At 68.5% G+C, this 14,539-nt stretch carries 16 protein-coding genes and 1 pseudogene; 9 read left to right on the forward strand and 8 right to left on the reverse strand.

Going from position 1 to position 14,539, the window contains the following annotated elements:
• The first annotated feature begins 92 nt into the window (after positions 1-92).
• Positions 93-725 carry a TetR/AcrR family transcriptional regulator gene (locus ACFU5M_RS18420; protein ID WP_379050452.1) on the forward strand — a complete coding sequence of 211 codons (633 nt, stop codon included), beginning with the start codon at positions 93-95 and terminating at the stop codon, positions 723-725.
• A 48-nt stretch (positions 726-773) separates the two neighbouring features.
• Entirely contained in the window at positions 774-1,631 is an 858-nt protein-coding gene (locus tag ACFU5M_RS18425) for an alpha/beta fold hydrolase (RefSeq protein WP_379050454.1), read from the forward strand.
• Here the strand turns inward: ACFU5M_RS18425 and ACFU5M_RS18430 are convergent, their stop codons facing one another.
• Complete coding sequence (locus ACFU5M_RS18430) at positions 1,632-3,686, reverse strand: prolyl oligopeptidase family protein (protein ID WP_379050456.1); 2,055 nt, start codon at positions 3,684-3,686, stop codon at positions 1,632-1,634.
• Between the two features lie 32 nt (positions 3,687-3,718).
• Positions 3,719-4,261: a hypothetical protein gene (locus tag ACFU5M_RS18435; protein WP_379050459.1), complete on the reverse strand. Its 543-nt coding sequence runs from the start codon at positions 4,259-4,261 to the stop codon at positions 3,719-3,721.
• Between the two features lie 222 nt (positions 4,262-4,483).
• Between ACFU5M_RS18435 and ACFU5M_RS18440 the strand changes: the two genes are divergently transcribed.
• The 4 genes from ACFU5M_RS18440 (at position 4,484) to ACFU5M_RS18455 (ending at position 8,381) form a co-directional block, all read left to right on the forward strand.
• Positions 4,484-5,458, forward strand: a complete 975-nt coding sequence (locus ACFU5M_RS18440; RefSeq protein WP_379050462.1) for a dipeptidase — start codon at positions 4,484-4,486, stop codon at positions 5,456-5,458.
• Positions 5,459-5,714: 256 nt separating this feature from the next.
• On the forward strand, positions 5,715-7,118 hold the full coding sequence (gene lpdA, locus ACFU5M_RS18445) for a dihydrolipoyl dehydrogenase (RefSeq protein WP_379050465.1): 1,404 nt from the start codon (positions 5,715-5,717) through the stop codon (positions 7,116-7,118).
• 6 nt (positions 7,119-7,124) lie between these two features.
• Positions 7,125-7,553, forward strand: coding sequence for a hypothetical protein (locus tag ACFU5M_RS18450; RefSeq protein WP_379050468.1), 429 nt, complete (start codon positions 7,125-7,127; stop codon positions 7,551-7,553).
• Positions 7,554-7,673: 120 nt separating this feature from the next.
• Positions 7,674-8,381, forward strand: a complete 708-nt coding sequence (locus ACFU5M_RS18455) for a polysaccharide deacetylase family protein (protein ID WP_379050471.1) — start codon at positions 7,674-7,676, stop codon at positions 8,379-8,381.
• Between the two features lie 429 nt (positions 8,382-8,810).
• Here ACFU5M_RS18455 and ACFU5M_RS18460 read toward each other — a convergent pair whose 3' ends face one another.
• Both ACFU5M_RS18460 and ACFU5M_RS18465 read right to left on the reverse strand, forming a co-directional pair.
• Positions 8,811-9,239: a PPOX class F420-dependent oxidoreductase gene (locus ACFU5M_RS18460; protein ID WP_379050474.1), complete on the reverse strand. Its 429-nt coding sequence runs from the start codon at positions 9,237-9,239 to the stop codon at positions 8,811-8,813.
• A 48-nt stretch (positions 9,240-9,287) separates the two neighbouring features.
• Positions 9,288-9,686, reverse strand: coding sequence for a winged helix-turn-helix transcriptional regulator (locus ACFU5M_RS18465; RefSeq protein WP_379050476.1), 399 nt, complete (start codon positions 9,684-9,686; stop codon positions 9,288-9,290).
• 99 nt (positions 9,687-9,785) lie between these two features.
• On the opposite strand from ACFU5M_RS18465, the gene ACFU5M_RS18470 reads away from it, so the two are divergent.
• The gene (locus ACFU5M_RS18470; RefSeq protein ID WP_379050479.1) at positions 9,786-10,634 is read left to right on the forward strand and encodes an SDR family oxidoreductase; all 849 of its coding nucleotides are present in this window, start codon (positions 9,786-9,788) and stop codon (positions 10,632-10,634) included.
• 103 nt (positions 10,635-10,737) lie between these two features.
• Here ACFU5M_RS18470 and ACFU5M_RS18475 read toward each other — a convergent pair whose 3' ends face one another.
• Positions 10,738-11,115, reverse strand: coding sequence for a VOC family protein (locus ACFU5M_RS18475; protein ID WP_379050481.1), 378 nt, complete (start codon positions 11,113-11,115; stop codon positions 10,738-10,740).
• Positions 11,116-11,243: 128 nt separating this feature from the next.
• Here ACFU5M_RS18475 and ACFU5M_RS18480 point away from each other — a divergent pair, with 128 nt between their 5' ends.
• Positions 11,244-12,020 carry a TetR/AcrR family transcriptional regulator C-terminal domain-containing protein gene (locus ACFU5M_RS18480; RefSeq protein WP_379050483.1) on the forward strand — a complete coding sequence of 259 codons (777 nt, stop codon included), beginning with the start codon at positions 11,244-11,246 and terminating at the stop codon, positions 12,018-12,020.
• Here ACFU5M_RS18480 and ACFU5M_RS18485 read toward each other — a convergent pair.
• On the reverse strand, positions 12,017-12,550 hold the full coding sequence (locus ACFU5M_RS18485) for a carboxymuconolactone decarboxylase family protein (protein ID WP_379050498.1): 534 nt from the start codon (positions 12,548-12,550) through the stop codon (positions 12,017-12,019). The two genes, ACFU5M_RS18480 and ACFU5M_RS18485, sit on opposite strands and share 4 nt — an antisense overlap.
• Positions 12,551-12,777: 227 nt before the next feature.
• Here ACFU5M_RS18485 and ACFU5M_RS18490 point away from each other — a divergent pair, with 227 nt between their 5' ends.
• Positions 12,778-13,650, forward strand: coding sequence for an NERD domain-containing protein (locus ACFU5M_RS18490; protein WP_379050485.1), 873 nt, complete (start codon positions 12,778-12,780; stop codon positions 13,648-13,650).
• A gap of 3 nt (positions 13,651-13,653) precedes the next feature.
• Here the strand turns inward: ACFU5M_RS18490 and ACFU5M_RS18495 are convergent, their stop codons facing one another.
• A complete protein-coding gene (locus ACFU5M_RS18495) occupies positions 13,654-14,355 on the reverse strand; it encodes a GntR family transcriptional regulator (RefSeq protein WP_379050487.1) in 702 nt (233 codons plus the stop codon).
• Positions 14,356-14,363: 8 nt separating this feature from the next.
• Positions 14,364-14,539: pseudogene (locus ACFU5M_RS18500) on the reverse strand (ABC transporter ATP-binding protein); the annotation flags it as partial.

The following is a 14,539-nucleotide window of genomic DNA, read 5'->3' on the forward strand; positions in this document are numbered from 1 at the left end:
CAACTTTCGGCTAACGCGCGGTCTGCCGACGGTTGTAACGAAGGGCCCGATCGATGACGATGAGTTCGGGCCCTTCTGTATTGTCTGCCCCAATGTCACAGGATGCGAATACGGGTCGAATGTATGCCGGGCAACCCGTGGAGGACCGGCAGCGTCAGCGGCGTGCGCGTTTTCTGGAGTCAGGCCTGACGGTCTTCGCGCGAGACGGCTACGCCAACAGTTCGGTCGGCGCCATCTGTAAGGACGCCGGACTCTCCTCGCGTCAGTTCTACGAGGAGTTCACCGGTCGCGAGTCACTGCTCCTAGAGCTGTACGAGCAGATCGACCGCGAGTCGCGCGACGCCGTGAAAAAGGCGTTGGACGCTCAGTCCGGCGCCAAGTCGCTGGAGGTCATCGACGCCGCCGTTCGCGCCTACGTCGAATCCATCGGATCCGATCCGCGTAAGGCGCGCGTCGCCTTGGTCGAAGTGGTCGGCGCGGGCCCGAAGGTGGAGAAGTTCCGTCTCGCGGTGCGCCGGGAATGGGGTTCGCTGCTGGCCGGTGCCGCCGAAGACGCCGCGCTGCACGGCGAGATACCCCCGGGTGACTACGAGATGCGGATGCTCGCCATCATCGGCGCCGTCAACTACGTGGTGGACTCGTGGAGCGGTGCGGATCCGCGTCCGCCGCTCGATGCCGTGATCCGCGTGCTGAGCAGGGTGATCATCGGCGCGGTGCGCGCATAGCGTCCCGGCCTGCGGGATCGGGGGCGACGAGCGCGGTAGCGTGCGGGGATGCAGACAGTTCCGATCCAGATGCCGGACGGCACCACGGTTCCGGTGCGGTTGATCCCCGCCGGGGGCGCGCACCGGCACCAGGTCACTCCGGACGCGCCGCGTCCGGTGCTGGTGATCGTGCCCGGACTCGGTGTCCCGGGGGGTTATTACGAACTGTTCGCCTCGGGACTGGCGGCGCGCGGGTTCGACGTGGCCATCGGCGAGCTGCGCGGCAACGGCGACAGCAGGCCGAAGCCGAACTCCGCCAGCACCTTCGGCTACCACGAGCTGGTCTCGGTGGACTTCCCGGCGATCTTCGAAGTGGTGCGCGAGCAGTTCCCGGACAGCACGCCGTACCTGCTCGGGCACAGCATGGGCGGCCAGCTCGGCGTCATGTATGCCGCGCGTATTCGCGGCAGGCTCGGCGGCCTCATCCTGGTCGCGTCCGGCACCCCGTATTACCGTGGCTACCGTGGGCTTTCGGGCCCGGGGATGCTGGTCGGCACCGCGGCGATCTCGCTGACGGCCAACTTGGCGGGTTTCTGGCCCGGCGACCGGGTCTCGATGGGTTTCGGCCGCCAGTCCAAAGTGCTGATCTCCGACTGGGCCCGGCTGGCGCGCACCGGCCGGTTCGTCCCGGTCGGCGCGGACATCGACTACGAGGAGCGCATCGCGCGGCTACGGCTTCCGGTGCTGTCCATCACGATGACCGGCGACGACCTCACCCCACCCAGCTCCGCCGAGCACCTGCTGGAGAAGCTGCCCAACGCCGAGGTGACGCGCTGGCGCCAGCCGGAGCCGCTGGGCCACAACGGCTGGATCCGGCAGTGCGCCAGTACCGTCGACCAGATCGAGAAGTGGTTGCGCGACCGCTGATCAGGCGTGTCGCTCGATCAGCATCCGGGTGAAGAACTCGTAGATCAGCGCCGCCTGGAAAGCCGACTGCTTGTTGTCGGCTGCCCCGCCGTGACCGCCTTCGATGTTCTCGTGGTACCAGAACTCGTGGCCCTGCTCCTCGAGCACCGCGGCCATCTTGCGGGCGTGGCCGGGATGTACCCGGTCGTCCCTGGTCGAGGTGGTGAGCAGGATCGGCGGGTACGCGCGATCGGCGCGAACGTTCTGGTATGGCGAGTACTTGCTGATGTACTCCCACTCCTCCGGCTTGTCGGGGTCGCCGTACTCGGCCATCCACGAGGCGCCCGCGAGTAACAGGTGGTAGCGCTTCATGTCCAGCAGCGGCACCTGGCAGACGATCGCGCCGAACAATTCGGGGTAGCGGGTCAGCATCACGCCCATGAGCAGTCCGCCGTTGCTGCCGCCGACCGCGCCGAGCTGGCCTGCGGTGGTGATACCGCGTCCGACGAGATCTTTCGCGATCGAGGAGAAGTCCTCGTACACCTTGTGCCGGTTGGCTTTCTGCACCGAAGTGTGCCACTGCGGCCCGTACTCGCCGCCGCCGCGGATGTTGGTCATCACCCAGGTTCCGCCGCGCTCCAACCAGCCCATGCCCGACGCGCCGCTGTAGCCCGGGGTGCGCGAGACCTCGAAACCGCCGTAACCGGACATCACCGTCGGACCCGGCACATCCTTGCGGTCGCGATGGCGGATCACGAAGTACGGCACCTGCGTGCCGTCGTCGGACGTGGCGAAGAACTGCTCGGTCTCCACCTCGTCGGCGTCGAAGAATCCGGGCTCCTGCTTGAGCCGCTCGGTGCGCCCGCCGACCGCACTGGCCAGCAGCATGGCCGGACTGGTGAATCCGCTGGTGCTCAACATGAACTCGTCGCCGCCCTCCAGCGGGTCGAGATTCAGCACGCTGGTGGTGGCCATCGGCGGGGTGTCGGCGAGTGGCTCGCGGCGCCAGCCATCCGTCCCGGGGGTCAACACGTAGAGCTTGGTCTGCACGTCCTCGAGCGTGACCAGCAGCAGGTGGTTCTCGGTCCAGCCGTAGCCGTGCAGCGAGGTGTGCGCGTCCGGGGTGAAGATCACTTCGAAGTCCCGACCGCCGGCCAGGAACTTCTCGAAGTCGGTGGCCAGCAGCGCACCCGCGGGGTAGCTCGCACCGCCCACCTCCCACGGCGACTTGAGCCGCACCAGCAGCCAGTCCTTGTACCAGGATTCGGTGGCGTCGCTCGGGATGTCGAGGTGCCGCAGCGTGCCGTCGTCCGTCAGCAGGTAGACCTCTTCGTTGAAGAAGTCGGTGGCGCGGCCGACGTAGTGGCGTTCGTAGCCCGGTGTGCGGTCGTAGCCCGCCGAGACCGCGACATCACCGGTCTCGCCCTCGAAAACGGTGGTCGCCTCGTCCAGCGCGGTGCCGCGCCGCCAGCGTTTCGCGATCCGCGGATACCCCGAATCGGTCAGCGAGCCGGGGCCGAAGTCGGTGCCCACGTACACCGAGTCGATGTCGATCCAGCGAATCTCCGATTTCGCCTCGGGCAGGAAGAAGCCGCCGTCGGCCGGGTCGAGGAACCGCCGGCGCTCGATGTCGAATTCGCGGACCACCTTCGCGTCCGCACCGCCGCGCGACAGGCTGATCAGCGCCCGGGACTGTTCCGGGCGCAGCACCGCGGCACCGCCCCACACCCAGTTCTCGTCCTCGGCGCCGGCCAGCGCGTCCAGGTCGATCAACACGTCCCAGTCCGGGGCTTCCTCGGCGTACTCGGCGAACGTGGTGCGCCGCCAGAGCCCGCGCGGGTGCTCGGCGTCCCGCCAGAAGTTGTAGAGCCAGGGGCCGCGGCGAGCCGGGTAGGCGATCTTCGTATCGGTGTCGAGCATGTCGAGGATGCGCCGCTCCAGCGCACGGAAGCGATCGGAGTCGGCGAACCGGGCGCGCACGACGGCGTTGTGCGCGCGTGCCCAGTCCAGGGGCCGTTCGCCGGTCACTTCTTCCAGCCAGAGGTAGGGGTCGGTCACGTTCTCAACACCGCTCATCCCCACATTGTGGCCGACCGCCCGGCGTGGGGTTACCAGGAGTGCGCTACGTCGACCACGATGCGTGATCCGCTGCCCGGTCCGTCGAGGGTGTACGCCTTGAACGGCAGCCGGGCGCGCGTGCCGAGACCCACTGTGGTCTGGCCTTCGAAAGAGCCGGCCCAGGCCACTTGACGGAAGGTCCGGTAGTCCCGCACGTCGGTGAGTTCGGCACGGTTGGCGGGGTTGTAGGTGGGGCTGAACGAGTCGTCGTAGGCGGGGGCGTTGACGGTGATGCTCAGGAACGCGTCGCCGCGCAGCGGGACGGGTGCGCCGGAGCCGTCCATGGTCACCCGTTCGACGTAGCCGACGTGGTATCCCGGCACGGACCCCGCGACGTCGAACACCAGGCGGTCGAAGCAGTCGTGGCGCCCGGCGCGGACCCCGGTCAGGGGTGCGAGCGTGTGGGCTCGGCTCGCCTTGGGGATCGAACCCCATCCGGAGGCGCACGCCGGGGCGGCGGAGGCCGGGGCGGGCGCGATCCAGAGACCGGCGACTGTCAGGAAGGAGACGAACAAGGGAAGCAAGCGACGCATGGTCGCACCGCCTTCGGGGCACGGGAGGATTGATGTATTACGTGCATCGGTCGAGGTGGGCGCCCTGTTACCGCCGATCACCGCGAAATTTGTTGGCTTACGGGGCAACTCGACCACCGCGGCCGAGTGCCGGCGGCCCGCTGTTCGCTGGGCGCCGCTGCGCGCTCGGCGCGGACAGTAGGATCGCTGCCGGCGAGTCCGATCCGACCAGGAGGTTCGAGGTTGCCACCGTTTCTCTGGGAGCAGCACTGCTGTCTGCCGCTCTCACCCGCCGCGCGCATCGGCGACCTCGCGCGCTACCCGGCCGGATCGTACTTGTCGGTGAACGTCGGTTACTCCCGGCAGTCGACCGCGGACTCCATGGCGTTGCTGGATCGATTCCGCCGGGATGCGTCGGCGGACGACCGGTTTCGTCTGGTGCGCGGCATCGATGACATCGGGGAGCCCGGCGCCATCGCGCTCGCGTTCGATCTGGAGGACTCCGGCCCGCTGGGTGGCGACCTGGACAACGTCGCGCGGTTCTACGACCTCGGCGTGCGGTCGCTGCTACCCACCTACAACCACGCCAACGCCGCCGGCTGCGGATGCCTGGACACCGAGGACATCGGACTGACCGGGTACGGCCGCGATCTCGTGCATGCACTCAACGAAGTCGGCATGTTCGCCGACGGCTCGCATTGTTCCCGGCGCACGGGGCTGGAAATGGCCGAGTTGAGCGTCGTCCCGATGATCTACAGCCACTCCAATTTCGCCGCCCTCTGGGACCACCCGCGCAACATCACCGACGAGCAGGCGCGGGCCTGCGCCGCGACCGGCGGCGTGATCGGAATCAACGGCGTCGGAATCTTTCTGGGCCGCAACGCTGCCGACGAAGGTGCCGAACGGATCGCGGCGATGGCGCGGCACATCGAATACGGCGCCGAACTGGTCGGCATCGAGCACATCGGAATCGGCTCGGACTACTCCTTCGACGCCGAGGACTTCAACGCCGAAATGGCGAGCAATCCGGACGCTTTCTCCGATGCGTACACCAAATGGGGCCCGCTGCACTGGGTTCCGCCAGAGGACCTGCTCGGCGCAACCCATCTGCCCGGCCTCGACGAGGCGCTGGCCGATCGCGGTTTCACCGCCACCGACCGGGCGTCGATATTCGGCGAGAACTTCCGCCGCGTCGCCGGCCAGGTCTGGCGAACCTGACCCGACCACGCCGCACAGCCCGCGTGAGTGGCACACCACCGAGGGGTCTACTCGCGCTTTGCCGCAGCCATGTGCCACTCACGGGCGGAAACGGGTGCCGGGATCGGGTTGACAGGGCTGTTCACGCGGCATGCTAGCCCCGCGGAAGGACCGCGTTCTTCCCGATGACGGAAAGTTTGCGAGTGGGTGTGGCCCGCGTCTCACCAGGGTGGGGGATGGGTGGGTGAACATCCCGCGGCGGAGTTAGGCTCGGTTCGTGACTTCCCACTACGATGTCGTCGTTCTCGGTGCTGGTCCCGGCGGATACGTCGCCGCGATCCGCGCCGCTCAACTCGGCCTGCGAACAGCGATCGTCGAGCAGAAATACTGGGGCGGTGTGTGCCTGAACGTCGGCTGCATCCCGTCCAAGGCGCTCCTGCGAAACGCCGAACTCGCCCACATCTTCACCAAGGAGGCGAAGACCTTCGGCATCTCCGGTGAGGTGAACTTCGACTTCGGGGTCGCCTTCGACCGCAGCCGCAAGGTCGCCGACGGCCGGGTCAAGGGCGTCCACTTCCTGATGAAGAAGAACAAGATCGACGAGTTCGACGGCAAGGGCACCTTCACCGGCCCGAACTCGCTCTCGGTCGAGCTGTCCAAGGGCGGCACCGAGGCGATCACGTTCGACAACGCGATCATCGCGGCGGGCACCGTCACCAAGCTGCTGCCCGGCACCCAGCTCAGCGCGAACGTGGTCACCTACGAGGAGCAGATCCTCACCCGTGACCTGCCCGGCTCGATCCTCATCGTCGGCGCGGGCGCGATCGGCATGGAGTTCGGTTACGTCCTGAAGAACTACGGCGTCGACGTGCGCATCGTCGAGTTCCTCGACCGCGCGCTGCCGAACGAGGACGCGGACGTCTCCAAGGAGATCACCAAGCAGTACAAGAAGCTCGGCATCACCATCACCACCGGTGCGGCCGTGCAGTCCATCGAGGACGACGGCGCCAAGGTCACCGTCTCGATCAAGGACAACAAGTCCGGCTCGGTCGAGACCGTCACCGTCGACAAGGTGCTGCAAGCCGTCGGCTTCGCGCCGCGCGTCGACGGCTATGGCCTGGAGACCACCGGTGTGGTGGTCACCGACCGCGGCGCGATCGGGATCGACGACTACATGCGCACCAACGTGCCGCACATCTACGCGATCGGTGACGTCACCGGCAAGCTGCAGCTCGCGCACGTCGCGGAGGCCCAGGGCGTGGTCGCGGCCGAGACCATCGCGGGTGCGGAGACCGTCACCCTCGGGGACTACCGGATGATGCCGCGCGCCACCTTCTGCCAGCCGCAGGTCGCCAGCTTCGGACTGACCGAGCAGCAGGCCCGCGACGAGGGCTACGACGTGAAGGTCGCGACCTTCCCGTTCACCGCCAACGGCAAGGCGCACGGCCTCGGCGACCCGACCGGTTTCGTCAAGCTCGTCGCCGACGCCGAGTACGGCGAGCTGCTCGGCGGGCACCTCATCGGCCCCGACGTCTCCGAGCTGCTGCCCGAGCTCACCCTCGCGCAGAAGTGGGATCTGACGGTCAACGAGCTGACCCGGAACGTGCACACCCACCCGACGCTCAGCGAGGCCCTCCAGGAAGCCTTCCACGGCCTGGCCGGGCACATGATCAACTTCTGATCCGCGTTGTCGTCCTCGAACGGCCCGGCCCGGGCGGTCATGCCCCGGACCGGGCCATTCGCGCGTTTGCTGCTCGGCGCCGTGCTCGGCTGTGCCACGCTGGCGTTCGTCTTCGCGGACACCGGCCTCCACCGGTTCGAGGCGGTGCAGCGCATAGCGCAGCCCGAGCACGTCGAGTATCCCGAGGACACCGCCACCCATTACGTGGGCATCGTGCGGACACGCAGCTGGCTGCTCGGCCGTCACCAGACCTACGAGGTGTACACGGGCCGGTTCCCCGATCTGACCTACGGGCATTTCGTCGAGATCGCCATCACCGACGTCGAGCGTCCGGTCCTGCGGGAGGCGGATTGGCGGCCGGAAGGCGTGCACATCCGATTCGAATCGGGCCACGAGTTGTTCGTCCCCGCGAAGGCATTCCTCGGCGGACGTTGAGCGGGATCGCCCGCGCCGTCTCCCGAGCGGCGAGCATCTTCGCTTCTCGGGCAAGGGTTTCCGCGCCGGTAAGGACTTCGGAAGTCGGCGCCGGCGCCGGCGGTCTGCTATACAGCGAGCATGCTTCGCAGGTGGCTGATCGGAATTGTGCCGGTGCTCGTCGTGGTGGTGCTGCTGGGGACGGGCACCTTCTATCTGATGAACGCGCGCACCTTCCAGTTGGCCGGTCACGTGGTCAGCAGGGTGGACACCGACGCGCGGGTGGTCGCGCTGACCTTGGACGACGGGCCGTCCGATCGTGCCCCCGAAGTGCTGCGAGTTCTTGCCGACGCGCAAATTCCGGCCACGTTCTACCTGAACGGGCGTGATCTCGCCGCGCACCCGGAGCACGGAAGGGCGATCGCCGCAGCGGGCCACGAGATCGGCAACCACACCTATTCGCACCGGCGGATGGTCTTCGTCACGCCCGGTACGGTCCGGGACGAAGTGGAGCGCACGGACACCGAGATCACGAAAACCGGTTACGCGGGCCCGATCACCTTCCGGCCGCCCTACGGCAAGAAGTTGTGGGCGCTGCCGCACTATCTCGCCGAGCACGACCGGGTCACCGTGACGTGGGACGTCGAGCCCGATTCGGGCCGGGCGGGCGTCACCGCGGACGACATCGTCGCCGAGACGCTCGGCAAGGTCCGTCCCGGTTCGATCGTCCTGTTGCACGTCATGTACGGGAACGCCGAGGCGTCGATCGCCGCCATCCCCCGCATCGTCGCCGAATTACGCGCCGCTGGGTATCAATTCGTCACCGTCTCCGACCTGATGTCCCGCTGATTCGACCGGTGCGCCGAGCCGGTCGACCGGTCGATCGGAGTCGCGTAGCAGCGGCCGCCACCGGAATCGGCGAAGCACGATGCCGGTGGGATCGCGGTACAGGATGGTTCCGGGCGAGGTGATCGGGTCGGCCACGCCGCGGGCTCGATTCGATGCAGTCCCCTCGACCTGCGCCGACGTGCCCGACCGCAACGCGGTCTACCGTCGGTGCATCCGCCGTCCGGCGAGCCCGCAACCGGATTCGCCGCCGGTGTCGCTGTGCGACCGATTCCGAGTTCTGCTCCACGGCATCGCGGCGGCAAGAGCGTACCGGGCGGGGGAGCGGCCGACCGCGAGACGCAATGGGGCCACGTCCGGACGGCCTAAGCGCCCGCTGCGCGGCAAACATAGTGGTTTCGGGCACGATCGCTGCGGACCGCGGCCGACCGGCTAACCGGCGGCCGGGAGCATGCCGTAGGCGTGGGTGGGGCTGAACAGGACCAAGGCGCGGCGGTCGGTGACCATCGCGGTGCGGTACTCGTCCCAGTCGGGGTGTTCGCCGTTGGCGGTGCGGTAGTAGTCGACGAGCGCGTCGACGGTGGAATCGCCGGGCGCGGCGGCGACCGGAGTGAGCTGCACCGTCCCTTCGAGCACGGCGTAGGCGAAGAAGTCCTCGCGGGTGACGTGCAGTGCCGCCCATGGATCACGCACGAGATTGTGATATTTCGCGCGGTCGGCGGTGATGGAGATGCGAATGCGGCCGTCGGCGCCGACGACGTGCAGCACATTGGACAGTTGCGGGCGCCCGTTGCGGCGGATCGTGGTGAGCACGGACCTGCGGTGGTCGCGTGCGAAATCGACTGCGGCGGCGAGTTCCATGTCCGTGTAACCCGCGGCGCGCCGGGTCTCTTCCCCTGCCGCGCCGGGTCAGTCGCGGTGGTAGGCCGCCTGTGCCTCGCGCACGCGGGGCATGTTGATCTCCAGCACCTGGATCAGCGATTCCAGGTGTGCGGCCACCTCGGCCCCCAGTTCGGTGAGGGTGTATTCGACGCGCGGCGGAATCGTCTCCTGGACCTCGCGATGCACCATGCCGTCGCGCTCCAGCGCTTGCAGGGTCTGCGACAGCATGCGTTCGCTCACGCCGTCGACCCGTCGCCGCAGGGCGCTGAACCGGTACGGGCCTTCGCGCAACGCGACCAGCGCCAGGGTGCCCCAGCGACTGGCCACGGTTTGCAGGACCGGCCGTGAGGTGCAGTTCCTTGCGAAGACGTCGGCTTCCAGCGTCGGGTCGTCGGCGTCGGCCGAGCCGGTGTGCTGGGTCGTCATAACCGCCATCGTACCCAACTTGACCGCAGCGGGTGCGGAATGCATAGTACTTACGAATAGTTAGTGCATGTTGATCCGTACTGAATGTGGGAGGTAGTCATGACCATCGCCGTAACCGGAGCAGGCGGGCAACTGGGCCGACTCGTGGTGGAGGAGTTGTTGCGCGCGGGATCGAGGCCCGTCGCGATCGTGCGTGACCCGCGGAAGGTGGCCGACCTGGCCGAACGCGGCGTGCAGGTCCGGCAGGCGGCCTACGACGACCCGGCCGCGCTGGAGCGTGCCCTCGACGGCGTCGACCGCGTGCTGCTCATCTCGGGCAACGAGTTCGGCGCGCGCGTGGCGCAGCACGCCAATGTCATTCGCGCGGCCGAACGCGCGGGCGTGGAACTGCTCGCCTACACCAGCATTCCGGGCGCGACCGACAACCCGTTGATCCTCGCGCAGGAGCACAAGGGCACCGAGGCGGTGCTCGCCGAATCGGCCGTGCCGCACGTCCTGCTGCGCAACGGCTGGTACTGGGAGAACTACGTGGGCGGTCTGGCGCACGCGGTGGAATCGGGCGTGCTGCACGGCGCCGCGGGCGAGGGGCGTGTGGCGGGCGCGGCTCGCGCCGACTACGCCGCCGCAGCCGCCCTGGTGCTCACCACCGACGGTCACGCGGGCCGGGTGTACGAACTCGGCGGCGGTGCGAGCCTCACCTACGCCGAACTGGCGCAGGCGATTTCGGAAGCGGCGGGCAAGCCGGTGCGCTACGAGAACCTGCCGGAGGCGGATTACGCCGCCGCGCTGAGCCGGGCCGGATTGCCGGAGGTCTATGCCGAGGCGCTCGCCGACGCCGACGCGGGCATCGCCACCGGCATCCTCGACGTGCGCTCCGGCGACCTGGAGAAACTGCTCGGCCGACCGGCGACCCCGGCGGTCGAAGTCTTCCGGGCGGCGCTGCGCTGATACTGATCGGCCGCGCGTCGGGCAAGTCGACGGGCCGGATGTGGCGGCCTGTTTCCATACCGCCACATCCGGCCCGGTTATCGGTTCGAGCGAAGCCCGAGTCCTACACCCACTGCACCAGCTGGATGATGATCCCGTTCGGATCGCTCATCTGGAAGTACCGCTCACCCCACTCCTCGGTTTCGATGGGCGTCACGATCGGCACCCCCTCGTCTTGCAGCCGGGCGTACTCGGCGTCGATGTCGTCGACGACGAAGGCGACGAGCAATCCCTCGCCCGCACTGCCCGCCTTGCTCTTCGGCTTGAAACTCGCCAGTCCGGTGCGCAGGTAGACGACGTTCAGGCCGGCGTCGCCACGGTCCAGTGAGACGAACCCGTCGGCCGACATCTTCTCCTCGAAGCCGAGGTGGTCGATGAGGAACTTCGCCGAGGCGGCCGGGTCGGGGACGTTGAGTGAGATGACGGAAGCGGTGATTTTCATAAGCCCTCCTCGGCGTTCTAAATCTGTACTAAGTACACTGTACTTTGTAGACTATTTTTGAGCGACTCGCATCATGAGCTGAGTCACACCGATACCATCGGTGGTTCGAGTTGGTCGAGGAGGTGTCGGTGGGACAGCCGAAGGAACGCAGCAGCGCGGGTGACCCGGTGCGCACGCTGGAACTGCTCTGGCGGATTCCGCCGGAATCAGGCACCGGCCGGGGCCCGAAGCAGCGCAGCAGCGTCGAGGCGGTCGTCGCCGCCGCGATCGAGATCGCCGACGTCGAGGGGATCGGGGCGCTCACGATGCGTGCGGTCGCCAACCGGCTCGGCCTGACCCCCATGGCCACCTACACCTATGTACCGGGCAAGGCCGAGTTGATCGACCTGATGCTGGACACGGTGTACGCGCGGATGGAGCGCGCGGACCTCACCGGTCTGCCCTGGCGGGAGCGGGTCGTCCGGATCGCGGCCGAGAACCGCGCCATGCTGGCCCGTCATCCGTGGGTGGCGTATCTGCCGACCACCCGGCCGCCACTCGGGCCGGGCCTCGCCGCCAAGTACGACCACGAGCTGGGTGCTTTCGCCGACCTCGGACTCGACGACATCGCCATGGACGCCGCCCTGACATACCTGCTCGGCTTCGTCACCTCCGTCGCCCGCATCGCCATCGACAGTGCGCGGGCGGCGGCGGACAGCGCCATGTCCGACGGGCAGTGGTGGGAACGGGCCGCGCCCGTGCTGGCGCGGGTGTTCGACGCGGAGCGCTACCCGCTCGCCGCCCGCGTCGGCACGGCCGCGGGCCGGGCGTACGACGCCGCCTACAGCGCCGACCATGCCTACGAGTTCGGGATGACGCTGGTATTGGCCGGATTGGCGGGCCGGATCGAGGGGCCGGAGGCCTAGACGCCGTCGCGCTGGATGCGCAAGGCGGTGATGGTCGTGGCCAGCCCGTCGTATTGGTTGATCAGCAAGACGATTTCGATGAGGCTGCGCTCGTCGTAGTGCTTCGCCAGCTCCGCCCAGGTGTTCTCGTCGAGGTCGCGCGTCTCGACCAGCTGATCCACAGCGGCCAGCAATGCGCGGTGCTTGTCCGACCAGCCCGCTGCTTCGGGACCCGTGCGCAGCCGTTCGAGAATGTCGGCCGTCACCCCCGCGCGGCGACCGAGCCGGATGTGATGATCCATCTCGTAGTCGCAGCCGCGCAGATGCGCGACCCGGATGATCACCAGCTCCGACTCATGGCGCGGCAGCCGCCCGCCCGGCATGAGTTTGCCCGAGTAGTGCAGCCAGCCGCGGAACAGTCCGCGGGTGCGGCCGAGTGTGCTGAACAAGTGGGCGTCGCCGGTGCCCGCGGCGCGGGAAAGCACCTGCCAGACAACCCAGTTGAGTGGGCCGAGTTCCCGCAGCCGTCCGGGTGAGATGCGTGGTTGCAGCGCCGAAACCATGCTGGTTGCCACCTCCGCGTGGTCTGTGCGGCCGGCGTCGGTGCCGACCGAGAAAGAGCCTACTCGGCAGTATCCCGCGCAGCGGGCACCATTCTTTCGCTTTCGGAGTGGTTTTCGGCCGGGTACCCCGTCATCATCAGTACCGGTGCGGGTCACCGCGGCCGCAGTGGGTATGCGCGGCGTCAGGTGTGGACAATAGGTCGGCAGGGGAACAGATGCTGGTGAGGATCAGGCCCGGAGCGGAGCTTTCCGGCGCCGAGCGGGAATTCGTCGCGTGCCTGCGGTCGTATCCGACCACCGGTCTCGCCGTGATCGATCTCGAAGCGGACAACCGGCGCGTCGACGCGGTGGTGTGGACACCGCGGGGGCTGACCGTGCTGGAGGTACACGGGTTCCAGCGCAGGCAGAGCGGCATTCTGAGCACACCGGCCGAAGGGCCGTGGAAGATCAGCGACGCGCCGGTGGAATTGGACGACCCGGAATCCGGGAGCCCCGCCGAGCGCGTGGAACACGGTATCTACGCGGTCAAGCACATGCTCCAGCGGGCGCTGCAGGACCCGGGGCACATCAGCGGCGCCGTGGTGCTCGTCCCGTTCCGCGGCGCCGTGGTGCGTCCGGCGCGCACGAATCTGCGCCCGGGCTTGGACGTGGTGGTCGGGAACGTCACCGACGCGACCGAGTTGCGCATCTACCTGGAGGGATTCTCCGCGGGGCCGCGCGACTGGACCGCGGACCGGGTGGTCGGCGCGTGCGGCGCGCTCGGGCTGGCGGAGATCGCCCCGGCCCGCGACGAACTCCTCGAGGCGGGCTTCGAGGATCACGCGCCGGAGCCGGTCACCACCATTGCGCGTACACCGAAGCCGCGAGTCGAGCCGAAGCCGGGCGCCCCGACGAAGAGCCAGGCCTACGCGGGCTGGTCCGTCGTGGTGATCGCCGTGGTCGGAATCCTGTTCGTGCTCGGCGTGATCGCCACCGCGCTGGCGCACGACTCGGCGCAGCCGATTCCGGCGACCGGTACGACGAGCCCGACTCCCGCGCCGCCGTCGCACCGGCCCACCGAGTGCTTCCCCTTCCAGCGGAATTGCTGATCGTCAATCTCGTACGGCGCTACCCAGTTTGGTCAGGCGCAGCGCGTGCTGCGCGCGGGCGAGCACGTGTGTGCGGGAGGTGTCGATGTGGGCGGTGAGCGTGGCCGACGCCGCGTCCACCGCACCGGACATCAGGTATTCGGCCACGGCGATGTGCTCGGCGGTCATCGTGGCGATCCGCTCCGGAGTCGGCATGTCCAGCGTGCGCACCGGGCGCACCCGGATGTGCACGGCGGTGAGCGCGTCGGCGAGTGCGGCGTTGCCCGCGGCGGCGAGCAAAGTGGTGTGGAAACGTTCGTCGGCGGCCACCAGCGCCGGTCCTGGTTCGGGCGGGTCGTCGCGCAGTGCCCGCCAGACGTCGAGTTCCGCGCGCACGAGATCCAGATCGTGCGCGGGCGCCTCGCCGGGCGGCCGCACGCGTTGCATGCCCCTGGCCTCCAGCACCAGCCGCAACTCGTAGAGGTGATCGAGCTCGTCGAGCCGGGGCCGATACGGGTAGAGGCCGTCGGCGAGCCGCTCGACCAGGCCGTCCGCCTGCAACCGGGCCAGCGCCTCGCGCACCGGCGTACGCGACACACCGTAGGCCTCGGCCAGGCGTTCTTCACCGAGCCGCTCGGTCGGCACGATGGCTCCCGTGGCCAGATCCCGCCGCAACGAGTCGTACACCCACTCGCGCAGTGGAATCCGACCCCTGTCGCGGGTCATGGCGGCGCTCAGATCGCCATCGCCGAGCGGACGTCGTTCTCCGCGCCGACGCCACCCGCGCCCGTGGAGGTCACCCGGCCGGATCGCAGGACGTAGTAGCGCTGCGCCGCCTGCAACGCGAAACCGATGTGCTGTTCGACCAGCAGCACGCTCAGTCCGCCGCGGCGGGTGAGATCGATGATGG

Origin of the sequence: Nocardia sp. NPDC057455 (assembly GCF_042802775.1) — a bacterium.
Classification (GTDB): Bacteria; Actinomycetota; Actinomycetes; order Mycobacteriales; family Mycobacteriaceae; genus Nocardia.